The sequence below is a fragment of the Microbacterium californiense genome, from assembly GCF_047246625.1.
In the GTDB taxonomy this organism is placed as follows: domain Bacteria; phylum Actinomycetota; class Actinomycetes; order Actinomycetales; family Microbacteriaceae; genus Microbacterium.
Map to the genome: position 1 here is coordinate 963,752 of NZ_JBFOKQ010000001.1, position 23,874 is coordinate 987,625.

General features: G+C 71.4%; 24 protein-coding genes. 5 read left to right on the top strand and 19 right to left on the bottom strand.

The window, feature by feature from the left end; genetic code table 11:
• Positions 1-6: 6 nt before the first annotated feature.
• From AB3M82_RS04595 to AB3M82_RS04625, 7 genes are all read right to left on the bottom strand, one after another.
• Complete coding sequence (locus AB3M82_RS04595) at positions 7-1,011, bottom strand: ABC transporter permease (RefSeq protein ID WP_412955855.1); 1,005 nt, start codon at positions 1,009-1,011, stop codon at positions 7-9.
• A gap of 165 nt (positions 1,012-1,176) precedes the next feature.
• Positions 1,177-2,850 (bottom strand): ABC transporter substrate-binding protein, encoded by a 1,674-nt coding sequence (locus AB3M82_RS04600; RefSeq protein ID WP_412955856.1) that lies wholly within the window; start codon positions 2,848-2,850, stop codon positions 1,177-1,179.
• Between the two features lie 173 nt (positions 2,851-3,023).
• Positions 3,024-3,887, bottom strand: coding sequence for a MurR/RpiR family transcriptional regulator (locus AB3M82_RS04605; RefSeq protein ID WP_412955857.1), 864 nt, complete (start codon positions 3,885-3,887; stop codon positions 3,024-3,026).
• A 17-nt stretch (positions 3,888-3,904) separates the two neighbouring features.
• Positions 3,905-5,389, bottom strand: coding sequence for a glycoside hydrolase family 3 N-terminal domain-containing protein (locus AB3M82_RS04610; protein WP_412955858.1), 1,485 nt, complete (start codon positions 5,387-5,389; stop codon positions 3,905-3,907).
• Entirely contained in the window at positions 5,386-6,219 is an 834-nt protein-coding gene (locus AB3M82_RS04615) for a carbohydrate ABC transporter permease (RefSeq protein WP_412955859.1), read from the bottom strand. Before AB3M82_RS04615 ends, AB3M82_RS04610 begins: the two co-directional genes overlap by 4 nt.
• On the bottom strand, positions 6,216-7,190 hold the full coding sequence (locus AB3M82_RS04620) for a carbohydrate ABC transporter permease (RefSeq protein WP_412955861.1): 975 nt from the start codon (positions 7,188-7,190) through the stop codon (positions 6,216-6,218). Before AB3M82_RS04620 ends, AB3M82_RS04615 begins: the two co-directional genes overlap by 4 nt.
• A gap of 15 nt (positions 7,191-7,205) precedes the next feature.
• Entirely contained in the window at positions 7,206-8,498 is a 1,293-nt protein-coding gene (locus AB3M82_RS04625) for a sugar ABC transporter substrate-binding protein (RefSeq protein WP_412955862.1), read from the bottom strand.
• Between the two features lie 177 nt (positions 8,499-8,675).
• On the opposite strand from AB3M82_RS04625, the gene AB3M82_RS04630 reads away from it, so the two are divergent.
• From AB3M82_RS04630 to AB3M82_RS04645, 4 genes are all read left to right on the top strand, one after another.
• Entirely contained in the window at positions 8,676-9,953 is a 1,278-nt protein-coding gene (locus AB3M82_RS04630; protein WP_412955863.1) for an LCP family protein, read from the top strand.
• 26 nt (positions 9,954-9,979) lie between these two features.
• A complete protein-coding gene (locus tag AB3M82_RS04635; protein WP_412955864.1) occupies positions 9,980-10,840 on the top strand; it encodes a spermidine synthase in 861 nt (286 codons plus the stop codon).
• 132 nt (positions 10,841-10,972) lie between these two features.
• Positions 10,973-11,500 carry a hypothetical protein gene (locus AB3M82_RS04640; RefSeq protein WP_412955865.1) on the top strand — a complete coding sequence of 176 codons (528 nt, stop codon included), beginning with the start codon at positions 10,973-10,975 and terminating at the stop codon, positions 11,498-11,500.
• Between the two features lie 51 nt (positions 11,501-11,551).
• A complete protein-coding gene (locus AB3M82_RS04645) occupies positions 11,552-12,040 on the top strand; it encodes a SprT-like domain-containing protein (RefSeq protein ID WP_412955867.1) in 489 nt (162 codons plus the stop codon).
• Positions 12,041-12,064: 24 nt separating this feature from the next.
• Here the strand turns inward: AB3M82_RS04645 and AB3M82_RS04650 are convergent, their stop codons facing one another.
• The 11 genes from AB3M82_RS04650 to AB3M82_RS04700 all read right to left on the bottom strand — a co-directional run bounded on the left by AB3M82_RS04650 (position 12,065) and on the right by AB3M82_RS04700 (position 22,097).
• Positions 12,065-12,655, bottom strand: coding sequence for a DUF3054 domain-containing protein (locus AB3M82_RS04650; protein WP_412955869.1), 591 nt, complete (start codon positions 12,653-12,655; stop codon positions 12,065-12,067).
• 202 nt (positions 12,656-12,857) lie between these two features.
• Positions 12,858-13,472 (bottom strand): 2-phosphosulfolactate phosphatase, encoded by a 615-nt coding sequence (locus AB3M82_RS04655; protein ID WP_412955870.1) that lies wholly within the window; start codon positions 13,470-13,472, stop codon positions 12,858-12,860.
• A gap of 57 nt (positions 13,473-13,529) precedes the next feature.
• Entirely contained in the window at positions 13,530-14,990 is a 1,461-nt protein-coding gene (locus AB3M82_RS04660; protein WP_412955872.1) for an ABC transporter permease, read from the bottom strand.
• Positions 14,987-15,748 (bottom strand): ABC transporter ATP-binding protein, encoded by a 762-nt coding sequence (locus AB3M82_RS04665; protein ID WP_412955874.1) that lies wholly within the window; start codon positions 15,746-15,748, stop codon positions 14,987-14,989. The genes AB3M82_RS04660 and AB3M82_RS04665 overlap by 4 nt, the downstream gene beginning before the upstream one ends.
• A gap of 107 nt (positions 15,749-15,855) precedes the next feature.
• On the bottom strand, positions 15,856-16,491 hold the full coding sequence (locus AB3M82_RS04670) for a response regulator (protein WP_412955875.1): 636 nt from the start codon (positions 16,489-16,491) through the stop codon (positions 15,856-15,858).
• Positions 16,488-17,684: a sensor histidine kinase gene (locus AB3M82_RS04675; RefSeq protein ID WP_412955877.1), complete on the bottom strand. Its 1,197-nt coding sequence runs from the start codon at positions 17,682-17,684 to the stop codon at positions 16,488-16,490. Before AB3M82_RS04675 ends, AB3M82_RS04670 begins: the two co-directional genes overlap by 4 nt.
• Before the next feature lie 68 nt (positions 17,685-17,752).
• On the bottom strand, positions 17,753-18,544 hold the full coding sequence (locus tag AB3M82_RS04680) for a class I SAM-dependent methyltransferase (RefSeq protein WP_412955878.1): 792 nt from the start codon (positions 18,542-18,544) through the stop codon (positions 17,753-17,755).
• A gap of 45 nt (positions 18,545-18,589) precedes the next feature.
• Positions 18,590-19,735: an AMP-binding protein gene (locus tag AB3M82_RS04685; protein ID WP_412955879.1), complete on the bottom strand. Its 1,146-nt coding sequence runs from the start codon at positions 19,733-19,735 to the stop codon at positions 18,590-18,592.
• An 8-nt stretch (positions 19,736-19,743) separates the two neighbouring features.
• A complete protein-coding gene (locus AB3M82_RS04690) occupies positions 19,744-20,667 on the bottom strand; it encodes a 1,4-dihydroxy-2-naphthoyl-CoA synthase (protein ID WP_412955880.1) in 924 nt (307 codons plus the stop codon).
• Between the two features lie 103 nt (positions 20,668-20,770).
• The gene (locus AB3M82_RS04695; RefSeq protein ID WP_412955881.1) at positions 20,771-21,763 is read right to left on the bottom strand and encodes a permease prefix domain 1-containing protein; all 993 of its coding nucleotides are present in this window, start codon (positions 21,761-21,763) and stop codon (positions 20,771-20,773) included.
• 1 nt (position 21,764) lies between these two features.
• Complete coding sequence (locus tag AB3M82_RS04700; protein ID WP_412955882.1) at positions 21,765-22,097, bottom strand: PadR family transcriptional regulator; 333 nt, start codon at positions 22,095-22,097, stop codon at positions 21,765-21,767.
• A 108-nt stretch (positions 22,098-22,205) separates the two neighbouring features.
• Here AB3M82_RS04700 and AB3M82_RS04705 point away from each other — a divergent pair, with 108 nt between their 5' ends.
• The gene (locus AB3M82_RS04705; protein ID WP_412955884.1) at positions 22,206-23,186 is read left to right on the top strand and encodes an o-succinylbenzoate synthase; all 981 of its coding nucleotides are present in this window, start codon (positions 22,206-22,208) and stop codon (positions 23,184-23,186) included.
• Between the two features lie 12 nt (positions 23,187-23,198).
• On the opposite strand, the gene AB3M82_RS04710 is transcribed toward AB3M82_RS04705, so the two are convergent.
• Positions 23,199-23,819 carry a TetR/AcrR family transcriptional regulator gene (locus AB3M82_RS04710; protein ID WP_412955885.1) on the bottom strand — a complete coding sequence of 207 codons (621 nt, stop codon included), beginning with the start codon at positions 23,817-23,819 and terminating at the stop codon, positions 23,199-23,201.
• Positions 23,820-23,874 lie beyond the last annotated feature (55 nt).

The following is a 23,874-nucleotide window of genomic DNA, read 5'->3' on the forward strand; positions in this document are numbered from 1 at the left end:
TGCGCATCATTGGACCCTCACTCTCGGATCGATGAAGCTGTACGACACGTCCACCGCGAGGTTGATGAGCGCGTAGGCGATGGCGATGAAGATGATGAAGCCCTGCAGCACCGGGAAGTCGCGGGTGAAGATGGCCCGCGCGAGGAACGAGCCGATGCCCGGGAAGGCGAACACCGTCTCCGTGAGCACGGCCCCGGAGATGAGCAGACCCGTCTGCAGGCCGATCGTGGTGACGACGGGGAGCATGGCGTTGCGGAGGATGAATCGACTGCGGAGCGTCGATGCCCCGACCCCTTTCGCGCGGCCGGTGCGCACGTAGTCGGCGTTCTGCACCTCGAGCACGCTGGCCCGGGTGATGCGCACGATGATCGCCAGCGGGATGGTGCCGAGCGCCACGGCCGGGAGGATCAGGTGGAGGATCGCATCCCAGGACGCGTCGAACTCCCCCGTGATGATGCCGTCCCACACGTAGAAGCCGGTGGGATGGGTCGCATCGATGCGCGGATTCTGCCGCCCGTCGGACGGCAGCCATCCGAGCTGCACGGCGAAGACGTACTTGAGGATGAACGCCAGGAAGAAGACCGGGATCGTGATGCCGATGAGGCTCAGCACGACCGACGCGTGGTCGGTGAACCTCCCGTGCCGCCGTGCCGCCCAGTACCCGAGCGGGATGCCGACGCCGACCGCGAAGATGAGCGCGAGGACGCTGAGCTCGATCGTGGCGGGGAAGCGCCGGAAGAACTCCTCCAGCACCGGGCGGTTGGTCTGGATCGACGTGCCGAAGTCTCCCTGCAGCAGTCGTGTGACCCACACGAAGTACTGCTCGAGGATCGGACGGTCGAAACCGTAGAGCTCGTTGACCCGGGCGATCGCCTCGGGGGTGGCCTTCTCTCCGAGGAGGGCGACGGCCGGACCTCCGGGAAGGGCCCGGACCCAGGCGAACAGCAGGATGCTGAGGCCGATGAGAGTGGGGATGAGGAACAGCAGTCGCCCGCCGATGGTGCGCAGCACAAAGATCTCCGTAGATCGGTGCAGCACCCTTCGTCTCGCTTCGCTCGCTCAGGGACCGGGACCGGCCCGCTCAGGGACCGGGGACCGGCCCGCTCAGGGACCGCGACTGCACGGCCCCTGAGCGAGGAGCGGAGCGACGAGACGAAGGGCGCTGCGTCGGTCGTGTTACTCGCTGAGGACGATGTCCGTGAAGACCTCGTCGTTCACCGGGCTGGCGGGGTAGCTCTCGACGCGCGGGTCGAACGCGAGCGTCGGCGCCGGGTGCGCGAGCGGCACGCCCGGGATGAACTGCGCCACCATCTCGTTGATCTCCTCGTACAGCGCGGTCTGGTCCTCGAGGTTCGACACCCCGCGGGCCTCGTCGAGCTTCTGGAACAGCTCCGGGTTGTCGAAGCCCCACTCCGAGCTCTGCTGGCCGAAGAAGACGCCGACGAAGTTGTCGGTGTCGTTGTAGTCACCGGTCCAGCCGAGCAGGTGGATGCCGTGGTCCGAGGTGCCGGTGGTGCGATCGAGGTACTCGACCCACTCCTCCGAGACCGGGGTGGTCTCCACGCCGACCTCGCTGAGCTGCGAGGACAGCACCGTGAAGATCTGCTCGGGGTCCGGCATGTACGGACGCGAGACGTTGACCGGGTAGTTGAAGGTCAGCTTCAGCGGGTTGGCCTCGTCGTATCCCGCCTCGGCGAGCAGCGCCTTGGCCTTCTCGGGGTCGTAGTCGTAGGTCGTGACGTCGGGGTTGTAGCCGTTGACGACCTCGGGCACGAACTCGATCGCCTTCTGCGTGCCCTCGGGCAGCACCTGGGTGATCAGCGCGTCCTTGTCGACCGCGTACGACAGCGCCTCGCGCACCTTCGGGTCCTGGAGCTCCGGGACCGCCTGGTTGAAGGCGAGGTAGAGGATCGTGAACGGCGGACGCGACACCATGGTGAAGCCGTCGTCCTCGAGAGCCTTGGTGTCGGCGGGGCCGACCAGGTCGTATCCGTCGATCGAACCGGACTCGAGCGCCTGCCGGCGTGCGGTCGGGTCGTCGATGGTGCGGAAGATGATCTCGTCGATCTGCCCCGCCTCGCCCCAGTAGTCCTCGTAGGCCGTGAGCGTGACCTGCTCGCCCGGCGACCACTCCTCGAACTGGTAGGGGCCGGTGCCGACGGGGTGGCCCATCGCGTACTCGGACAGCTGCGGCGCCTCGGCCGAGCCGCCGACCTCGTCGGCGCCGAACTCCTGCATGGCCGACGGGCTCTGCATGGCGAAGGAGGGCAGGGAGAGCGAGGCGACGAAGCCGGCGAACGGCTTGTTCAGCTCGATGGTGACCGAGTAGTCGCCGTCGGGCGTGCACGACTTGTAGACGGCGTCGGCGGCGTTCTCGGCATAGCCCTTGAAGAGCTTGTTGTAGTAGTAGCCGAACGCCTCGGAGGCCGCGAGACCGGTCCAGTTGTACCAGCGGTCGAAGTTGGCGCAGACGGCCTCGGCGTTGAACGGGGTGCCGTCCTGGAACGTGACGTCCTCCTTCAGCGCGAAGGTGTGCGACATGCCGTCCTCGGACGACTCCCAGCTCTCGGCGAGGAGGGGCGCGGGGTCCGCGGTGCCCGGCTCGGTGCCGACGAGACCCTCGAAGATCTGACGCGAGACGCGGAAGCTCTCGCCGTCCTGTGCGAAGGCGGGGTCGAGGCTGGCCGGATCGGAGGATGCCGCGAACACGAACGTGCCGTCGACGTCTCCGGAGCCCTCGGAGTCGTTGTCGCCGCGCTCGCTCGCGACGCAGCCCGCGAGCGCGACGACCGCGACAGCGGCTCCGGCGACCGCGACGAGACCTCGTCGACGCATTGCTGTGTGATGCATGGTGTGACCTTCCCTGTGGGGGCGCTTCGTTGCACATGCCGGACAGCGTCGTCCGGACACGGTGATTCCTTGAAACTACCCAGTGGATGCCGAGATGCCAAGGCTTTAGATGACGATCAGATTGCGATCAGGTATCAACCTCTGCGAACTCGCGTCCCAGGCCGGAGCGGGGGTCAGCGACGGCGGCGTGTCGCAGCCTCGTGCGTCAGCTGGAGCGGTATCGACACCGGCTCGCCCCGGTGCTGCACCACCCGCATGAACAGCACGTCGACGAGGGCGAGCTGAGCGATGCGGCTCCCCATCGCGGCCATCCGGAACGGGGACTCGGAGGCGTGCGTGAGAAGCACGACCTCCGCCGTGCGGGCGAGCACGGAGTCCCGGGATCCGGTCACGGCGACGGCGAGGGCACCGGCATCCCGCGCCACCTCGAGCGCGCGGACGGCCTCGGCGGTCTCCCCGCCGTGGGAGAAGGCGATGGCCACATCGCCCGCCGTCCGCAGCGACGCCGCCGTGACGGCCAGATGCGGGTCCGCCGAGTGCGACACGGCGAAGCCGATGCGCAGGAGCTTGAGCTGGAGGTCCTGCGCCGCGAGCGAGGAGGCGGCCTGCCCGAAGAGGTCGATGTGCCGGGCATCGACGACGGCGCGAGCGACGCGGTCGAGCGCCGCCGCGTCCAGGCTGAGCGCCGTCCTCTCGATCGCGTCGATCTGCTGCGCCGCGAGCTTGGCGGCGATGGTCGCCGGTCCGTCGTCCGCGGCGATCGTCGTCGATTCGAGACCGAAGCGCGCCTGCTGACCCTGGGCGCGCGAGAGCGTGCGGGTGACGGCCGTGCGCAGTTCGCGGTAGCCGCTCAACCCCAGTGCCTGCGCAAACCGCGCGACCGTGGACAGCGAGGTGCCGCACAGCGCCGCGAGATCCGTGATCGCCAGGTCGACGACGAGCATCGGGTCGTCGAGGATCTTCTCTGCGACCCGGGTCTCCGCGGCGCTCAGCTTGGGAGCCGAGCGGCGGACCAGCGCGAGAACGTCGTCGTCCACGGGGCTGCCTCCACGCCTCAGCCGGCGGCGCCGACCAGGCGTTCCCTCGCCGCCTGCGCGCCGAGCCTGCTGGCGGCCCCCACCTCGATCGTGGGCAGCGGCAGGGGCGAACGTGTCGCGAGCCCCACGTTCACCACGACGGCTCCGGCGTCGCGCTCGGCCAGACGCTCGACGAGACCCCGCTGCGCGGCATCCGTGTCGGGCCGGTCGACGAGCACCACGGTCGTCGCCTCGGCGGAGACGGCCTCGTGCAGCACGTGGTCCTGCTCCTCGACGGTCGTGGCGGCGACGTCGAGCCGCACGCGTCGGCCGTCGCCCGCCAGCGCACCCGCGACATAGGCCGCCGCACTGTCGACGGCGAGCGTCGACCGGCGCCGCGCATCGATGACGGAGAGGGCGGATGCCGTCGGCAGTGCCGCCGAGGCGGAGAGGGACCGGCGCACGATGTCGGCAGGGTCGTAGTGCTGATCCTGCTCAGCGGGCAGCGACGCCGCGGCACGGCGCAGCTTCTCGGCCAGCGCGGCGACGCGGGCCGCAGCCTCCTCGACGCGCTCCCGCGCGAGGGACCCGTCGCGCAGCGCGGCGACGATGCCGTCGCGCGCGGCCCGGAAGTCGCGCTCGTCCTGATCCGACGCGGCATCCGCTCCGGGATTGGTCGGATTGCCTATGCACAGCAGATCGGCGCCCGCAGCGAGGGCTCGGGCCGCTCCCCCGCCGAGGCCGACGGTCTCGCGGATCGCCGCCATGTCGAGGGCGTCGGTGATGATCACGCCGTCGAAGCCCCAGCTCCGCAGCATCCCGAGCACCCGCGGATTCAGTGTCGCGGGCGCCTCGCCCCAGGCGGGGACGACGATGTGCGCGGTCATGACCGTGTCGACACCCGCCTCGACCGCCGCCCGGAAGGGCGCCAGGTGCACGCGCTCGTACTCCTCGACGTCGAGGGCGATCACCGGGAGCGCGTGGTGCGAGTCCAGATGCGTGTCGCCGTGGCCCGGGAAGTGCTTGATGCAGGCAGCGACCGCGGCGTCCTGGATGCCGTCGACCTCGGCGACGACGTGGCGCGCGACGAGCTGCTCGTCGGCGCCGAAGGAGCGCACGCCGATCACGGGGTTGCGCGGATCGGTGTTCACATCGGCCACGGGCCCGAGCACGACGTTCGCGCCGACCGCGCGGACGCGGCGGGCGAGCTCCGTGCCGGTGCGCTCGGTGGCGACCAGGTCGTCGAGCCGTCCGAGCTGCGCCGCACCGGGCAGGGTGGAGCCCGTCGCCGACTCGAGCCGGGTGACGCTGCCACCCTCCTCGTCGACGCCGATCAGGGCAGAGGGGTTGGCCGCGAGGATCTCCGCGCTCAGCGCGCCGAGCCCCTCGCCGACGTTCTGACCGAAGTACACGACGCCGGCGAGGCCGTCGCGCAGCTCGGCGCGCAGCCACTCCGGTGCCGACGTGCCGAGGAATCCCGGCCACAGCACCCCGTTCGCCAGGCGCTCGAGCTCGTCGGTCATCCCTTCACGGCTCCCGCGACCATGCCGGCGGACAGCCGGCGCTGCACGATCACGAAGAAGATCATGACGGGGATCGTGATGATGGTCGACGCGGCCATGATGCTGCCCCAGTCGTTGGCGTACAGACCGAAGAAGGACTTCAGCCCGATGGAGACCGTGTACTGCTCGGTCTCGGCACCGAGGATGGTCATGGCGAAGATGAACTCGTTCCAGGCCGTGATGAAGCTGAAGATGCTCGTCGCGACCAGGCCCGGCATCACCAGGGGCAGCAGAATCGAGCGGAACATGCGCCACCAGCTCGCGCCGTCGATGTACGCGGCCTCCTCGAGCTCGACGGGCACCGCGGCGACGAAGCCGCGCAGCATCCAGATGCCGAAGGCGAGCGAGAGCGCGACGTAGACGACCATCAGGCCGATGATGCTGTTGAGCAGACCGAGGCTCTTGACCTGCAGGAACAGCGGGATCACGAGCGCCTCGAGCGGCACCATCTGCACCACGAGGATCATCATGAGGATCGTCGTGCGGAACGTGAAGCGGAACCGGGCCACCGCGACCGCGGCGAGCAGGCACACGAGCGCGCTGACCAGCACCGTCACGAGGGCGACGATCGCGGAGTTTCGCAGGTACGTGCCGAAGCCGCCCTCCGTGAGCACGAAGGCGAAGTTGTCGAAGCTGAACTCCTGCGGCAGCAGCGACTGCCCGCCGGAGGAGGCCTTCTTGTCGAGCGCGCTGGAGATCATCCAGTAGACGGGGAACAGCGTGAAGATCAGGACGGCGGCGACGCCGATCCCGACGCCGATGCGCGAGCGGAGCCTGGGACGGGGGTTCACAGCTCGTCCTCCTTCATGAGCGACCGGATGTAGACGATCGTGATGCCGATCAGCACGAGCGTGAGCAGCACGGCCAGGGCGGCGCCGAAGCCGTAGCGGTTCTGACCGAACGACTCCACGTACGACCAGACGCCGAGGTTGAGCACCTGACGGTTGCCGCCGCCACCGCCCGGCATCAGGTACACCTGGGCGAAGACCTTGAAGTCCCAGATGGTCGACAGGATGATGACCACCGAGAACACGGGCTTGAGGGTCGGGAAGATGATCTTCCAGAAGCGGCGCCACGCGCCCGCGCCGTCCAGGGCTGCGGCCTCGAGCATCTCCTTCGAGACGCCCAGGAGTCCGGCGAGGACGGTGATCGCCACGAACGGGAAGCCGTGGTGGACGACGTTCAGGAGCACGATCGCGTAGAACGACCACTGGTTGGTGAACCAGTTGACCGAGCCGTCGATCAGCCCGAGGTCCTTCAGGACCGTGTTGAAGATGCCGCGGTCGGCATCGAAGATGAAGGTCCAGACGTACGTGCCGGTCACGGCGGGCATCGCCCACGCGACCATGATGCAGCTGGAGACGATGGTGCGCCAGACGGTTCCCAGCCGCGCCAGCAGCAGCGCGACGAGCGTGCCGACCGCGACCGTGACGAACACCGCGACGGCGGCGAAGCCGACCGTGTTGGGGAGGACGACCGTCCAGAGGGTCGGGTTGGTGAGCGCCTCGGCGTAGTTGTCGAGCCCGATCCAGTTGCTCTCCCCGGTGTTGATCTCGCGCAGACCGTAGTCCTGCAGCGAGTAGATGAACACCTGGACGAGCGGCCAGAGCATGAGCACCGCGAGGATGATCAGCCCGGGCGCGAGGAGGAGCCAGGGGCGGGCCGCGACGATCGAGAGACCGCGACGCGGCCGGCCGCCGGCCACGGAGGCGGAGCGGGGCTCTGCATCCGTGACCGGCAGTGGCGCTTGCACCATCGACATGGAGGTGATGCTTCCTTACTGGTTGAGCAGGTCGGTCATCTCGGCGGCGGCGTCCTTCGTCGCGGTCGCGACGTCCTTCTGCCCGCTGAGGATGGCTTGGATCATGGCGTTGGTGGTCTTCTTCGCCTGGACGGCTCCGAAGTTCGGCGTGACCGGGACGGATGCTCCGCCGTCGACCATCTGCTCGGCGAACGGCGCCACCAGCGGGTCGGTCGAGGCCAGGGCCTCCTCCATCGCCGACTGCACGCCCGGGAAGTAGCCGGTCTCGTCGGACCACTGCTCGGCGAACTCACCGGTGGTCATGAGCTTCACGAACTCCCACGCGAGCTCCGGGTTCTTCGTGGTGTTGAAGACCGAGAGGTGCGAGCCGCCGAGGACGGAGGGCGCGATGCCGCCGTCTTCGCCGGGGATGACCGCCGCGCCGATCTTGCCCTCGAGCTCGGGGTTCGCCTCGACGAGCGACTTCGGGGTCCAGGAGCCGGAGAGCATCATGGCGACGTTGCCCTGCGTGAACGCGTCACGGAGGTCCGTCTCCTTCCACGTGGTCGCACCGGCCGACGAGAAGCCGTGCTCGGTGGCGAGCCCGGTGTAGAACTCGATGCCGGCCTGCGACTCGGGGCTGTCGAGCTCGCTGGTCCAGGTGTCGCCGTCCTTCGTGGCGACCTCGCCGCCGGCGCCCCAGACCCAGGGGTAGACCTGGAACTCGGCGTCACCGGGAACGGGGAAGGGCAGCATGTCGGGCTTGGCGGCCTTAATGGCGTCGCCGGCGGCGACGATGTCGTCCCACGTCTTCGGCGCCTCGAGTCCGAGCTCCTCGAACACGTCGGTGCGGTACACGATCGAGCGAACACCGGCATACCACGGCATGCCGTACAGCTCGTCCTCGTACGTTCCGGCCACGGACAGGCCCTCGACGAGGTCGTCACGCAGGCCGTCCTCGGCGTCGACGTACTCGTCGAGCGGGAGGAGCGCGCCGGCATCGGCGAACTCGGCGGTCCAGGTGGTGCCGGTCTCGGCGATGTCGGGGGTCGTGCCGCCCGCGATCGACGTCACGAAACGGTCATGGGCGTCGGCCCACTGGATCTCCTCGATCGTGACCTGGGCGCCGGTCTCCTCCTCGAAAGCCTCCGACACCTTGTCGTAGAAGGCGGTCGAGTCGGGGTTGGTGCCCTTCATGATCCAGACGGTGAGCTCCTGGCCCTCTCCGTCGGCGGCTCCGCTGCCGCTGTCCCCGCCGCCGGCGCAGCCGGCGAGCCCCAGCGTGGCCACGGCGCCCAGCGCCACGACCGAAAGAATGCGCTTGTGCATCAGTGGATCTCCTCTTTGAAACGTCCTGGGAGGGCGAGCAGGTCTCGCCCCGTCGAATAAGTATTCACGACTAACTAATTGCCTGCAAGTTTCTCACGGGATCGTCACAGGGTTGTGACAATCGTTTCCGGAGACTCTTCCCAGCGTTCCGACCGGGGTCGTGGCTATGCTCTCCGGATGCCCCGCGCCCGTGACAAGGACCGCCCGACCGTCGCCCGCCATGCACCCCAGCACACGCCGGGACCGGTGAAGGGCTTCCTCAAGATCGCCGGGATCGTGCTCGGCGTCCTGGCGGTGTCCGCCGTCGCGGTGGCCGCCTTCCTGGTGATCGACCTCACGAATCGCGTGAACCAGGATGCCGTGACGCTGGAAGACGCCCCCGAGGTCGAACCACCCACCATCGACGCCTACCCCGGCGAGTTCAGCGTCCTCGTGGTCGGCACCGACGAGTGCGGCGAGGTGTCGACCGGGCTCCTCGGAGACCGCTGCGCGGATGCGGACGGGGCGGTGCTCAACGACGTCAACCTGCTGGTGCACGTCTCCGCCGAGCCGCGCAACGTCACGGTCGTGTCGTTCCCGCGGGACCTGCAGGTCGAGGTGCCCGAGTGCACCCGCGAGGACGGTTCCGTCGCCTCTCCCCTGGCGAAGGCGTCGATCAACACCGTCTTCGAGCACGCGGGGCTGTCGTGCGTCGCGAAGACCGTCACGAACCTCACCGACGTCCCCATCCCGTTCGCCGCCAAGATCGACTTCGACGGCGTCATGGACGTGACGGACGCCATCGGCGGGGTGGACGTGTGCATCGCCGGCGAGGGCATCCGCGACGAGCACACCGGCATCGACTGGCCCCCGGGCATGCGCACCGTCTCGGGGCTCGAGGCCCTGCAGTTCATACGCACCCGCCACGGCGTCGGAGACGAGAGCGACCTGGCCCGCATCTCGAACCAGCAGCAGTACATGTCCCGCCTGGTGAAGAAGATGATGAGCGACGAAGTGCTCAGCGACCCGGGCAAGGTGCTGAGCCTCGCGAACACGATCGCCGACAACATCGATCCGAGCGACGAGCTCGGAAACCCGATCCGGCTCGCCCAGCTGGCGATCTCGGTCAAGGACGTGCCCTTCTCGGAGTTCGCCTTCCTCCAGTACCCGGTGTTCCCCGATCCCGACGCGCCGGACCGGACCGTCGTGCCGAACACCGAGGCCGCCGCCACGATCTGGGCCGCCCTGCAGGCCGGTCAGCCCGTGCAGCTCACCGGCGACGTCACCAACAACGGCGGCGTCGAGGTGAGCGAGCCGACGCCCGGGACCGAGGAGACGACCGAGACCCCCGCCACCGGGGCCCCGTCCACCGATGCCCCGGCGACGGACGCCCCGGCCCCGCGCGCCACCCTGGACTCGAGCATCTCGGGGCAGACGGCCGACCAGGAGACCTGCGCGAACGGCCGCCAGAACTGAGCGCGAGGGCGCGTAGGCTCGCTGGCATGGGACGCACGCGCGCACGTGACACCGAGCATCCGCGGGTCGCACTGGACCACGGCGGCGTCGCCACCATCGTCCCCTCCGAGTTCACCTCCGGGTTCGAGCTGATCGTGGACGGCACCCCGCAGTCGCACGTCGACCTGGACGACCCGACGCACCTGCACTTCGAGTACATCGTCCGCATGGGCGCCGTCATCGACCAGCTGCCCGAGGGGCCGCTCACGGCCGTCCATCTGGGCGCGGGCGCGCTGACGATCCCCCGCTACATCGACGCCACCCGCCCCGGATCGCGTCAGCAGGTCATCGAATGGGAGGCGCCGCTCGCGAAGCTCGTCCGCGAGCATCTGCCGCTGCGCCAAGGCGCCCCGATCCGCATCCGCATCGGCGATGCGCGGCAGGGCGTGGAGCGCCTGCCGGATGCGCTCACCGGCCACTGCGATCTGGTGGTCTCCGACGTGTACTCGGGCGCCCAGACCCCCGCTCATCTGACCAGCGTCGAGTTCTACCGCGAGGTCTCCACCCTGCTCGCCCCCTCCGGCGTCCTCCTCATCAACGTGGCGGACGGCCCCGGGCTCGCCTTCGCGCGACGCCAGGTCGCCACGATCCAGGAGGTGCTGTCGCAGGTCGCCGTCCTCGCCGACACCCAGGTGCTCAAGGGCCGGCGCTTCGGAAACCTGGTGATCGCGGCATCCGCCGCTCCCCTGCCGACCGAGTGGCTGCCGCGCATGCTGGCCGCCGGCCCCCACCCCGCGAAGATCGCGCAGGGCGCCGAGGTGCAGACGTTCGTGCAGGGCGCGCGGGTCGTCACGGACGCGGATGCCGTCGCCTCGCCGCGGCCCGACGCGTCGCTGTTCCTGCGCTGAGGGGTCAGTCGCCGCATCCCGACGAGCCGGATCCGGCCGCTCGGACATCGGGATGCGGGTTCGCGGGCGCGCCGACCCCTCCGCTTCGAGGTGCCCGGGCAGACTGTCAGGGGACGCTGCGGAAGGAGAGCAATGGGTTACATCCGGGGTTACGACCGGGACGACCTCCGCGAGCTGGTCGACCTCGCCGAGTGCGCGGCACGACTCGAGGAGATCGCCGAGCAGCGCAGTCTTCCGGCTCTGCTGGAACGCGTATGGCTGCTGAAGGTCCTCGACCGGCTCGACGAGGCGCTCGCGCTGGCCGAGACGACGGTGCGCCAGGCGCGCATGGCCGGGACGCGCAAGGACGTGCTGCGTGCCCGCGTGCTGCACGCGACGATCCTGCAGTACCGCGGCGCGCACGCCGCCGCCGAGCAGGAGCTCGCCGCGTGCGCCGAGGAGGCGGAGGGGCAGGGGTGGATCACCATCGCCGCCTTCGCCCACCAGCACCACGGCCGCAACGCCTACGACGCGGGCGACTTCGAGACCGCGCGGGAGAGCTTCAAGCGGTCGCTGTTCCTCCGCCGGGAGGCGGGTGCGGAGGACCGCGAGCTCGAGATCACGCTGCTGGCGATCGACGCCACCGAGCGGCGCCGCACCACGCAGCTCGTCGCCGGCTGATCGCGGCACCCGACGCGCCGCGGTGTCGGCGGCATGCCTTAGCCTGAGCGCATGGCGGATCTCGATCGTGTGCGCATCTGGGGCGAAGCGCTGATCGCGTTGCATCTCGACGACGGCTGGTCCTTCGGGTTCGATCACGCTAAGCGGCGCGCCGGCCAGTGCGACTACACGCGTCAGCGCATCACCGTCTCGCGGTACCTCGCGGCGCGCTTCGACGACGACGAGATCCATCAGGTGCTGCTGCACGAGGTGGCCCATGCCCTCGCGGGCCACGGGGCTGCGCACGGCCCGGCGTGGAAGCGCGTGGCGCGCGAGATCGGGTACGTCGGCGGCACCACGCACCGCGGCGAGACCGCGGTCGAGCTCGCTCCGTGGATCGGGCGGTGCCCCGCCGGTCACGAGACCTTCCGGCATCGGCGGCCCACGCGGCCCACCTCGTGCGCGAAGTGCTCGCGCACCTTCGACGCGCGGCATCTGTTCGCGTGGACGCGCCGGGAGATCACCGCCGACGCGAAGCTCGCCGCGCAGTCTCCGCGGTGACGCGGCGGCGGCGCCCGCTGTGACTCAGCGCGCGCGGCCCGGATCGTCGACGGCCGGCGGCTCGTCGTCACGCAGCCGGTCGGGAGCACGGTCGTCATGAGCCGCGTCGTCATAGGCCGCGTCGCCGTGAGCCGCGGTGCGGTGCGGGTCGGCGGTGCGGTGCGGGTCGGCGGTGAGGTGCGGATCGGCCGGTGCGGCCCCGGGCGCCGCCGAGGCGTCGCCGTCCGCATCGTCGGCGAACGGCGCCGGAGGGGACGCCGCGCGTCGCCGTCTGAGCACCGCGGCGATGCCGCGCCAGCCGAGGAGCAGCGCCCCGAGCGTGAGGGTGGCGACGAGGATGAACGGCACCTGCGCGGTATCGCCGGTCGCGAGACGGAGGAGGATGCCGCCGGTCACCGTCACGAGCCACACGATGAGCCCCCAGATCAGGGACCAGGGGCGGTGCGGCCGCCGGGTGAGCAGGGCGGCGAGCGCGTGGCCGACGAGCAGGGCCACGAGGAACGGCCACGCGGTGAGGAGGAAGCCCGCGGGGCCCTCCTGATGCGAGGCGCGGCCGATGACCGCGAAGAGCAGGACCAGCACGGCGTCGACGACGATGGCGGGAAGGTACCTCATGTGCCGACCCTACGCGCGTGCCGCGATGCAGCGCGGACCCGCGCGCGTGCCGCCCCGCATCCGCAATCCCGGCAGATCCCGGCAGATCGTGCCCGCCGAACCACCCCTCTCAGGCCGAGCCACCCCGTTGCATCCCGCACGCACGGGGGTGGCTCGTCCTCAAGGGGGTGGCTCGGCGGTGCCGGGGGTGCCGGGTCCGGGGTCAGGCGAAGGCGACGAAGCGGCCGTCGCGGAGCAGGGGCACCGCGTCGACGGCGTCGAGCTGGGCGGCGCGAGCCGCGGCCTCCGCATCGGCCGAGTCCCGGCCGGAGCCGCTCGCCGAGACGAGGTGCCCGAGCGCACGACGAAGGGCGTGGAAACCCTCGGCCGCGACGGCGGCCTCGGGCGCGGTGTGGTCGATGCCGCGCTCCGTCAGGGCCGCCACGACGGCCCCCGCCCCGAGCTGGTCCTCGACGGCGAAGCGCACGCCCGCCGCGGCATCCGTCTGCCCCACCGCGATGACGGCGACCGATGTGCGCGCCTGGCGCCGCTCCTGGATCTGCTGCACCGCGCGGGCGACGGCGGCGGCGTTGCGGATGCCGCCGACCAGCACCGTGGCCCCTCGGCTGGCCGCCGCGGCCGCGACGGCGCTCGCCTCGTGCACCTCCTCGGCGGAGAGCCCCGCCTCGGTCCCGGTCTCGACGGCATCCGCCAGTCGCGTGGAGAAGTGCAGCACGTCGACGACGACGACCACGTCGGAGGAGGCGAGCCGCTCCAGGCCCGGCAGACCCCAGTCGAGGCGGACCTGGTAGGTGGACTGATCGAAGGCGGTCGGCATCCGTCCAGCCTAGAGCCCGGAGGTCCGCCGCTCCCGGAACGGCGGACCCGGACGGCGTCAGTCGGCGGCGAGCGCCTCGACGGGGGCGACGCGGGTCGCGAGCCGCGTCGGCGTCGCCGCCGCCACGAGGGTCAGCACCGCCGTCGCCACGACGATGACGGCCACCGGGAGCCAGGGCACCTGCGGCGGCACGAGGCCCGCCGGGGCGAAATCGGGCAGCGTCGGCACCGAACCCAGCAGGGACTGCGCGGCGATCCAGCCGTAGGCGATGCCGAGCACGAGACCGGTGAGCGTCGCGGCGACCGTGATGTGCGTCGCCTCGAGCAGCACCATGCCGCGCACCTGCCGGTTCGAGAGGCCGATCGAGCGCAGCAGCCCCAGCTCGCGCCGCCGCTGCACCACCCCGATGGTCAGCAGGTTCACGAGGCCGACCGCCGCGATGACGGCGGAGACGGCGACGAGCACCATCATGATCGCCGCGAAGGCGTCGAACGGCGCGAAGAACTCCGCGGGCACCTCTTCGGTCGTCTGGCTCATCATCAGCCGCTTGGCCGACTCGAGGGCCACGGCGAACATGGTGACGAGCGTCACGCCCATCACGACCCCGATGGCCATGCGGGACGAGCGCTCCGGGTAGCGCAGCGCGTTCTCCGCCGCGAGGCGCGCCGTGGCGCTGCGACCGAAGAGCCGGCCGACGAGCCGGAGCACCGGCGGCATGAACAGCACCGACCCGAGCGCGAGACCGGTGAACGAGAGGATACCGCCGACGAAGGCGATGACCACCCCGAGCGGGGTGAGCAGGCCGAGCAGCACTCCCCCCGCGAGCAGAGCGCTCCCCGAGAAGAGCAGTACCCACGCGCCGACGTGTCGCGTCCGTCGCCCGGCGGTCTCCTCGTGCGTGCGCTCGACCGACCCCCCGATGGCCTGCAGCGGGGTGACCGCGAGCACGCGGCGCGAACCGGCCCACGCCGCCAGCCAGGTCGTGAGCACGACGCCGATCGCGGGAAGGGCGACGAACGGCTGGACGAGCGAGTACTCCGACGGGGGGTTGGCGAGGAGCATCGACCCGACCTGCACCCCGACGGCCGACAGCAGCACCCCGCACAGCACGCCGAGCCCGACGCCGAGGAGCCCCACGACCAGTCCCTGCGTGCCGACCTCCGCGCGCTGCGACCGCGCCGTCGCACCGATCAGCCGGAGCAGGGCGATCTGCCGGGTGCGGCCCGCGACGATCGTGGAGAACGTGTTCGCCGTCACGATCGCCGCGACGTACATCGCGACGGCGGTGAGCAGCACCGAGAGGATCGTCACCACGACGGCGAGCGTGCCGCTGTCGCCGATGAACGGATCCGCCTGGAGGACGGCCCCGATGTACGCCGTCACCTCGACGAGCAGCACGCCGAACGCTGCCGACAGGCCGGCCACCAGGATGCTGGCCCCCATGCCCCGATCACGCAGCCAGGCGAAGCGGGGACCGGTGGCCGACGTCTGCGGCACCACCGTCGTCACGGCGGTCACGAGGCCACCTCGGCGGCGAGCATGTACGCCGAGATCTCCTCGGCGGTCTGCTTCGGGTGGTCGGCGACGATCCGCCCGTCGCCGAGGAACAGCACGCGGTCCGCATGGCTCGCGGCGATCGCATCGTGGGTCACCATCGCGATGGACTGGCCGTGCTCGCGGCTCGCGCTCGCCAGCAGCTGGAGCACCTCGCGCCCGGTGCGCGAGTCGAGGTTGCCGGTCGGCTCGTCGGCGAAGACGAGGTCGGGCGCCGTGGCCAGCGCGCGGGCGATCGCGACGCGCTGCTGCTGCCCGCCCGACAGCTGGTGCGGCCGGTGCCGCAACCGCGGACCGAGCCCCAGCGTCTCGATCAGCCCGTCGATCCGGGCCCGCTCGAGCGCGCTGGGCCGCCGGCCGTCGAGTTCGAACGGCAGCAGGATGTTGCCGAGGGCATCGAGCGTGGGCACCAGGTTGAAGGCCTGGAAGATGAAGCCCACCCGCCGCCGCCGGAGGATCGTCAGATCGAGGTCGCCCAGCCCGGTGATCTCGGTGTCGCCGATGAACGCTCGACCCTCGGTCGGGGCGTCGAGCCCGGCCATGATGTGCATGAGCGTCGACTTGCCCGAGCCGGACGGGCCCATGATGGCGGTGAACTGACCGCGGCGGATGCCGACGCTGACGCCGTCGAGCGCACGCACCTGCCCCTCTCCGGTGCCGTAGGTCTTCGTCAAGTGCTGCACCCGGGCGGCGAGTCCCAGGTCGGTGGTCGTGATCTCCATGTCTCCGACGCTACGGAGAGGGCGCCGGAGGCCGCGTCGCCCGACAGGAGCATCCGGCTACATCCCCCGGATGATCCGCCCTCCCCCGTGATGCGGTCGAGCCGCGGCTACGCGAGGCCGTGCTCGAAGGCGAACACCACGAGCTGCACCCGGTCGCGCAACGCGAGCTTGGTGAGGATCCTGCTGATGTGCGTCTTGACCGTCGCCTCGCTGAGGAACTCCCGGGCGGCGATCTCGGCGTTCGAGAGTCCCCGCGCCGCGAGTGCGAAGATCTCCCGCTCCCTCTCGGTGAGGGCCCGGAACGACGGCGGCACCGGGCGGGGCGCCTCGGCGAAGTGCGCGAAGAGATCGCGGGTGGCGGAGGCCGCGATCACGCTCGACCCCGCGTGCACGGTGCGGATCGCCGCGAGCAGGAACTCGGGGTCGGCGTCCTTCAGCAGGAACCCGCTGGCCCCCTGCCGGATGGCGCGGGCCGCGGCCTCGTCGAGGTCGAACGTCGTGAGCATCACCACCCGGGGCGGCTCGGGGCGCGTCAGGATCTCGGCGGTGGCGGCGAGACCGTCCATGACCGGCATCCGGATGTCCATCAGCACGACGTCGGGTCGGGTCTCCTCGACCACGCGGAGCGCCTCGCGGCCGTCTCCCGCCTCCCCCACGACCTCGAGATCGGGCTGCGAGGCGACCAGCATCCGCACACCCGCACGGAAGAGCGCCTGGTCGTCGACCAGCACCACCCGGATCATGCGGCACCGCCGATCGGGAGGGTCGCCCGCACGACGAACTCTCCCCCGACGCGCTCGGCCGCGAACCCGCCGCCCACCAGCTGCGCGCGCTCCCGCATGCCGATGAGACCGTGCCCGGCCTCTCCGAGCACGGGCGCCGACCCGTCGCCGACGACGGCGTTGCGGATCTCGATTTCCACCCGATCGGGATGCCATCCCAGGTGCACGGCGACGGCGCCGTCGCCGTGCCGGATGGCGTTCGTCAGGGCCTCCTGCAGGATGCGGTAGACGGCGAGTTGAATCGCCCCGGGCGGCTCGCCCGGCGGCATGGGGTCGACGGTGATGCGCGGCTCCACCCCCGCCTGCCGGACCTGGGCGAACAGCGTCTCGAGATCGGCGAGCGTGGGCTGCGGACCGTCGCCCTGTCGATGGCGCAGCTGGGTCAGCAGCATCCGCACGTCCGACAGCGCGGCGCGCGCGGTCTGCGCGATCGTGCCCAGCGCCTCCGTCGCCGTCTCGGGTCGCGAGGCCGCCGCATAGCGGGCGCCGTCGGCCTGGGCGATGACGACCGCGAGGGAGTGCGCCACCACGTCGTGCATGTCGCGCGCGATGCGGACCCGTTCCTGCTCCTCCGCGGCGAGGACCTCCGCCTGCCTCCGCGCGGCCTGCGTCGCCCGGCTCTGCAGGACCACCCGCCACAGGAGCCCGGCTCCCCACGACATCACCATCGCGAGCACGAACAGCGCGCCCAGGAGCGCGGAGGTGAGCGCGGCGCGCAGGGCGCTGGCCGCATCGGTGACGAGCTCGCCCGACCAGGTGACGCCGAAGTACGCGCCGCCGATCAGGCCGCCGCCGAGGGCCGAGGCGCCGCCGATCCAGGCGAGCCGGGTGCTGCCCCAGGCGGCGGTGGCGAACAGGACCACCAGGATGCCGGCGTCGAAGGGCACCGGTGGCAGTCCGGCCGACATCTGCAGCACCGCACCGACCCACGCGACGCCCAGCGCGAGGGCGGGCGAGAGGCGCGCGATCGCCGCCGCGCCCCAGATGACGACGCCGACCAGTACGTACGCGGACGTCGACCACGGACCGTCGACGATCCAGGCGCTCAGCCCGGAGGACCCCGGCACCAGGGGCACGCCCGCGGTGAGGCTGAATCCGATCACCGCACCGACGATGTCGAGGACGAGCCAGGTGCGGGAGATGCGGCGGAACACCCCTTCACGGTACGCGAGCGGCGCAGCGCCCCGCGTCCGTCTGCGGATGTATCCCGCCCGCGAGGGTTTCAGGCGCGGCAGACGATCTCTCCGTGCGGCACGAGGAACCAGCCGTCCCCGGCATCCGCCCACCGCCGCCACGCCTCACTGATCGCGCGCAGCTCGGCCGTCGATGCAAGACCGCTGTCGACGAGCTGCCGCGCCAGCGCCGATTCCAGGATGCGGTCCGCCCACATGCCGCCCCACCATGAGCGGTCCTCGGGCGTCGCATAGCACCAGGTCGAGGCCGTCGCCGTGACGTCGTCGAACCCGGCGGCGCGCGCCCACGAGAGCAGGCGCCGGCCGGCGTCCGGCTCGCCGCCGTTCCCGCGCGCCGCCTCGCGGTAGAGCCGCAGCCAGGCGTCGAGCTCGGGCAGCATCGGGAACCAGAGGAAGCCGGCGTAGTCGGCGTCGCGCGCGGCGACGACACCGCCCGGCGCCGTCACCCGACGCATCTCCCGCAGCGCCTGCACGGGGTCGCTCACGTGCTGCAGCACCTGGTGGGCGTGCACGACGTCGAAGGCGCCGTCGTCGAAGCTCAGGTCGTGCACGTCCTCGACCGAGAAGGTGATGTTGGCGACCCCGCGGTCGGCCGCCAGTCCGCGCGAGAGAGCGAGCGCATCGTCGTCGATCTCGGTCGCGGTGACGTGCGCGACGACCCCGGCGAAGTCCACGGTGATGCTCCCCGGGCCCGCGCCGACGTCGAGCAGGCGGGTCTCGGAGTGCAGGTGGGGTCGCAGGTACGCGGCGGAATTGGCGATGTCGCGGACGCTGTGGGAGCGGAGGACGGACTCGTGATGCCCGTGCGTGTAGGTGGCCATGCCCCAGTGTGACATCGCCGCGACCGCGGCTTTCCGCGGCGGCCGTCAGTCCAGGTCGGCCACGGCGCGCCGGACGGCGTCGCGATCGGGCTTGCCCGAGGCCAGGGTCGCCATCTCGTCGACCAGCACGAGCCGGGCGGGGCGCGCGTGCCGGCCCAGCGCCTCGGCGACGGCATCCCTCGCCTGCGCCAACTGCTCGGACTCGCTGCGCCGCAGCACCTCGCCGCGCGGCGCCACGATCACCGACGCCTCGCCCCAGCGTTCGTCGTCGACCCCCACCACGACCGCCTGATGGAGCCCGGGGATGCCGCGGACGATCCTCTCGACCCGGTCGAGCGAGATGTTGATGCCGCCCGAGACGATCACGTTGTCGGCGCGTCCGTGCACGCGCACGACGCCGTCGTCGTCGACGAGCCCGAGGTCGCCCGTGCGGTACCAGCGGATGCCGTGCTCGTCGCGCAGGAACACCCGTGAGGTCAGCGTCTCGTCGCCGAGGTAGCCGTCGGCGAGCATCGGACCCGCGATGCGCAGCTCGCCGTCGAACGCGCGCACGGAGACCGTCTCGAGCGGCACGCCGTCGTACACGCATCCGCCGCTCGTCTCGGTGGAGCCGTACGTGCGGACGAGCCGCACCCCGAGGTCTCCGGCGCGCTCGCGCAGAGGCTCCGGGAGCGCCTGCCCTCCGACGAGGATGGCGCGGTACGCCCGCAGGGCGGCGCCCACGGCCACGTCGTCCGCGGCGTCGAGGAGAGTCGCGACCTGAGCCGGGACCAGCGACGTGTACAGGGCCTCGTTCCCGTGGCGCACCATCGAGAGCGAGGCGTGGGCGAAGGCCTCCGGTGAGAACCGGCCGGCGAGCGCGACGGGCTCGGTGCGCGCGAGGATCGAACGCACCAGCACCTGCAGCCCCGCGACGTACCCGGTCGGCAGCGCCAGCAGCCAGCGACCGGCGCCGATCCGGGCGGCCGTCGCCTCGGCGCTCGACCGCAGCGCCTCGGCGCTCAGGGCTACCCGCTTCGGGATACCGCTCGACCCCGAGGTCGCGATCACGACCGCGGTGCCCGTCGGCACCCGCTCGGGCACGTCCGCGAGCATCCCGAAGCCGAGGGCCGGACCCCCTTCGAGCGCCCGACGCAGGGCCAGCCCCAGCGGAGCCGGATCGTCGGTCTCGACGGGGATCAGCGCGGTCATCGTCGGCCTCAGTAGTGCCAGGGGAACGACGACCAGTCCGGGTCGCGCTTCTCGAGGAAGGAGTCGCGCCCCTCGACGGCCTCGTCCGTGCCGTACGCGAGACGCGTCGCCTCGCCCGCGAACACCTGCTGCCCCACGAGCCCGTCGTCGACCGCGTTGAAGGCGAACTTGAGCATGCGGATCGCGGTCGGCGACTTCGTCAGCACCGTGCGCGCCATCCGCAGAGCCTCGCGCTCGAGGTCCTCGTGCGGCACGACGCGGTTGACCGCGCCCATCTCGTAGGCGCGCTGCGCCGAGTACTCCTCCGCGAGGAAGAACACCTCCCGCGCGATCTTCTGACCCGTCTGCCGGGCCATGTACGCCGAGCCGTATCCGGCGTCGAAGCTGCCGACGTCGGCATCCGTCTGCTTGAAGCGGCCGTGCTCGGCGCTCGCGATCGTGAGGTCGCACACGACATGGAGCGAGTGCCCTCCGCCCGCGGCCCAGCCGGGCACCACGGCGATGACGACCTTGGGCATGAAGCGGATCAGGCGCTGCACCTCGAGGATGTGCAGGCGTCCCACGCGGGCGGCCTGGCCGGGCTCCGCGTCCGCCGGGGAGTCGCCGTCGGCGTACTGGTACCCGTCGCGGCCGCGGATGCGCTGATCGCCGCCGGAGCAGAACGCCCAGCCGCCGTCCTTCGGGCTCGGACCGTTGCCGGTCAGCAGCACCGCGCCGATGCGCGGGTCCTGCCGCGCGATGTCGAGCGCCCGGTGCAGCTCGTCGACCGTGTGCGGTCGGAAGGCGTTGCGCACCTCGGGCCGGTGGAACGCGATGCGCGCGATCCCGCCGTCGTTCGACACGTGGGCCGTGATGTCGGTGTAGGCCTCGGCCCCGGGCGCGAGCACCCATTCGGCGGGGTCGAACAGGTCGGAGACGAATGCACTGGTCACGGCATCCAGCCTATTCCCGCCGTTCCGGCGCCGAACGCCCCTTGACGCGGCACGACGCGCCGCCCCCAGGGGAGGAGCGGCGCGTCGTGGTCAGCGGATGCCGTCAGGCGCGCTTCGCGCGGGCTGTCTTGATCCAGCCGTCGATGATGTCCCAGATGCCGCTGCCCACGATGACCACGCCCAGGATGACCCCGATCACGCGGAGGACGCCGCCCTGGTCCGCCGCACCCGCGTTCGCGTCGGCCAGCTCCGTCGCGTGCTCGACGGCCAGGTAGTCGATGAAGCCCGGGTTGACGAGGTCGCCGGAGACCAGGAGTGCCAGCGCGGGCACCACGAAGGCGACGGCGAGCACCGTGTTGACGACCGCCGCTGCGACCGTCCACCGACCGGCGCGGTACACCGCGAGAGCGAGCACCAGCTCGGCCAGCATGAGCACGAGCAGCACCGTCATGCCCACCGGCCACAGGCCCGGGTTCAGGATCGGCACGGGCACGTCGCCGTCGCGGACGAAGCCGCGCAGCGCGTCCCACAGGATGGCCGCGGCCGCGAGGACGAGGAAGATCAGCGAGGCGATGGCCTCGCTGCGTCCGGCGCCCCGCTCGGTGATCTCGGGCAGATGATCGGGGTTCCACTCGACGCCCGGGTCGGTCGCGGTGCGCTCGAGCACCGCGAACACCAGGGTCGTCCAGAACCCGACGTGCACGATCGTCATGAGCACGGCCACCACGATCGCGCCGATCGTCTCGCCGATGGTGGCGAACTCGAGGATCTTCCCGATCGCGACGCCGACGGCGGCGAACGCGGGCACGATCCACAGCAGCAGCGTCAGCAGGCGCCACCAGATCAGGTAGTACCGCGGGCCGATCAGCTGCAGCGGGCGCTCGGCGTAGCCGGCGGCGAGGACGCCCGGATCGCCGAGCTCGGTGAGCACGGCGCGCTCGGCCTCGGCCGGCGTCTCGCCCTGCTCGACCCGCGCGTCGATCGCGTCGGCGATGGAGGCCTCGAGCTCGGCGCGCACGTCGCTCTGGGCAGCCGGGGGCAGGCTGCGGATGGTCGCGCCGATGTAGCGCTCGGTGAGGGTGGTGGTGGTGGTCATGTCAGTTCTCCTCTGCGGTGAGGGAGGTGATCGCCGTGGTGAGCGAGCGCCATTCTGCGGTGAGGGTGTCGGCGAGGCGGATGCCGGACGCCGAGGTGCGGTAGAACTTGCGGGGTCGCGCCTCGTCGGTGTTCCACTCGCTCGTGAGGTACTCCTGCTTCTCGAGTCGTCGCAGCAGGGGGTAGAGCGTGTTGGCGTCGGTCGCGAACCCGCGCCTCTCGAGCTCTTCGAGCAGGCCGTAGCCGTAGCCCGCGGTGCGCAGCAGCTGCAGGCAGGCCAGCACGACGGTGCCGCGTCGCAGTTCCTGCAGGTGCGTGTCGAGCGTCTCGTTCATGCGGAACACATTACTGTGTGTCACACACTATTGTCAACGACACGGTGATATTGCGCTGCGTCCCGTGTGCGTCCGCGCCGGCGGGACGCGGAAGGGCAGAATGGGCGCATGACGACGCCCGACCTCTCCGACCTGCTCGCCACCGCCCGCGTGGTCGCCCTGCCGCTGCACACCCGCTTCCGCGGCGTCGAGACGCGCGAGGCGCTGCTGTTCGAGGGACCGGAGGGATGGGCCGAGTTCTCCCCGTTCGTCGAGTACGAGGATGCCGAGGCCGCGACCTGGCTCGCCGCGGCGATCGACTTCGGCTGGCGCCCGCAGCCGACGCCTCTGCGCGACGGCATCCGCGTCAACGCCACCGTCCCCGCCGTCGACGTCGCCCGGGTGCCCGGAGTGCTGGCGCGTTTCGCCGGATGCCGGACCGCGAAGGTCAAGGTCGCCGAACCCGGCCAGACGCTCGCCGACGACATGGCCCGCGTGCGCGCCGTGCGCGACGCGATGGGCCCCGAGGGCCGCGTCCGCGTCGATGCCAACGGCGCCTGGAACGTCGACGAGGCCGAGCACGCGGTGCACGCCCTGGTCGAGTTCGACCTCGAGTACGTGGAGCAGCCGTGCGCGACCGTCACCGAGCTCGCCGAGCTGCGCACCCGCGTGAAGTACCTCGGCATCCCGGTGGCGGCCGACGAGAGCGTGCGGAAGTCGTCCGACCCGCTGGCCGTCGCCCGCGCCGGCGCGGCCGACCTGCTCGTCGTCAAGGCGCAGCCGCTCGGCGGCGTCACCCATGCGCTGCAGATCATCGCCGCAGCCGGGCTGCCCGCGGTCGTCTCGAGCGCCCTCGACACCGCGATCGGCCTGTCGCAGGGCGCCGCCCTCGCCGCCGCGCTCCCCGAGCTCGACTTCGACTGCGGCCTCGGCACGGCATCGCTCTTCCTCGACGATGTCGCCGACCGGCGTCCGCGCGACGGCATCCTCCCGGCCGAGAGGGCGACACCGGAGGCTGCGGCACTCGACCGTCTCGCGGCCCCCGAGGACCGCCGCGACTGGTGGCTCGCGCGGCTCGAGCGCTGCCATCGGGTGCTCGCCGAACGCTGACGCGGCGAGCGCTCAGTCCAGGAGCAGCTCCACGAGGCGGCCGAGCTCCTCGCTGCCCGCGCTGCGGAGCGCCGCATCGTCGTGCCCGGCCATCGCGCCGCGCACCGTCATGCCCTCCCACGCGATCATGAGGATGCGTGCGGCGACCGGGGCGGGGAGTCGCAGACGCAGACCGCCCGCGTCGACGATATCGGTGACGATCTGCGCGATGCTGGCGACCATCTCCTGCTCCTGGGCGAGGTAGGCGCTGCCGAACCGCTCGTCGCGCAGCGCCCGGATGCGGATCTCGCTCAGGAGCATCACGCCCATCCGGTCGTCGCCGCCCGAGTCCATGACCTTCTGCAGCAGCTCGGTCGGGTCGCACCCCGGCGCGAGCCCGCCCTCCGCCGTGATCTCGTCGACGCGCTCGCGCACCGCCGTGACGCGCGCCTCGGCGACCCGGCCGACGAGCATGAGGAAGAGCTCGTCCTTGGACTCGAAGTTCGAGTAGAAGGCTCCGCGCGTGAAGCCGGCGCGCTCGCAGACCGCTTCGACCGAAGCGCCGTCGAGGCCCACCTCGGCGAAGACCTGCGCAGCCGCGTCGAGCAGCCGCGCGCGCGTGTTATGGCGACTCCGGGTAGCCGGCATCGTCATCGAGAGCCTCCAGACATCCGATCGAGTGATTCTCACACCCGGCACACAGATTTCC

Coding starts and splice junctions, on each gene's coding strand:
- AB3M82_RS04600 (WP_412955856.1), bottom strand. CDS start 2,850: ATGCATCACACAGCAATGCGTCGACGAGGTCTCGTCGCGGTCGCCGGA.
- AB3M82_RS04610 (WP_412955858.1), bottom strand. CDS start 5,389: ATGACCGACGAGCTCGAGCGCCTGGCGAACGGGGTGCTGTGGCCGGGA.
- AB3M82_RS04620 (WP_412955861.1), bottom strand. CDS start 7,190: ATGTCGATGGTGCAAGCGCCACTGCCGGTCACGGATGCAGAGCCCCGC.
- AB3M82_RS04625 (WP_412955862.1), bottom strand. CDS start 8,498: ATGCACAAGCGCATTCTTTCGGTCGTGGCGCTGGGCGCCGTGGCCACG.
- AB3M82_RS04630 (WP_412955863.1), top strand. CDS start 8,676: ATGCCCCGCGCCCGTGACAAGGACCGCCCGACCGTCGCCCGCCATGCA.
- AB3M82_RS04635 (WP_412955864.1), top strand. CDS start 9,980: ATGGGACGCACGCGCGCACGTGACACCGAGCATCCGCGGGTCGCACTG.
- AB3M82_RS04640 (WP_412955865.1), top strand. CDS start 10,973: ATGGGTTACATCCGGGGTTACGACCGGGACGACCTCCGCGAGCTGGTC.
- AB3M82_RS04645 (WP_412955867.1), top strand. CDS start 11,552: ATGGCGGATCTCGATCGTGTGCGCATCTGGGGCGAAGCGCTGATCGCG.
- AB3M82_RS04650 (WP_412955869.1), bottom strand. CDS start 12,655: ATGAGGTACCTTCCCGCCATCGTCGTCGACGCCGTGCTGGTCCTGCTC.
- AB3M82_RS04655 (WP_412955870.1), bottom strand. CDS start 13,472: ATGCCGACCGCCTTCGATCAGTCCACCTACCAGGTCCGCCTCGACTGG.
- AB3M82_RS04665 (WP_412955874.1), bottom strand. CDS start 15,748: ATGGAGATCACGACCACCGACCTGGGACTCGCCGCCCGGGTGCAGCAC.
- AB3M82_RS04670 (WP_412955875.1), bottom strand. CDS start 16,491: ATGATCCGGGTGGTGCTGGTCGACGACCAGGCGCTCTTCCGTGCGGGT.
- AB3M82_RS04680 (WP_412955878.1), bottom strand. CDS start 18,544: ATGGCCACCTACACGCACGGGCATCACGAGTCCGTCCTCCGCTCCCAC.
- AB3M82_RS04685 (WP_412955879.1), bottom strand. CDS start 19,735: ATGACCGCGCTGATCCCCGTCGAGACCGACGATCCGGCTCCGCTGGGG.
- AB3M82_RS04695 (WP_412955881.1), bottom strand. CDS start 21,763: ATGACCACCACCACCACCCTCACCGAGCGCTACATCGGCGCGACCATC.
- AB3M82_RS04700 (WP_412955882.1), bottom strand. CDS start 22,097: ATGAACGAGACGCTCGACACGCACCTGCAGGAACTGCGACGCGGCACC.
- AB3M82_RS04705 (WP_412955884.1), top strand. CDS start 22,206: ATGACGACGCCCGACCTCTCCGACCTGCTCGCCACCGCCCGCGTGGTC.
- AB3M82_RS04710 (WP_412955885.1), bottom strand. CDS start 23,819: ATGACGATGCCGGCTACCCGGAGTCGCCATAACACGCGCGCGCGGCTG.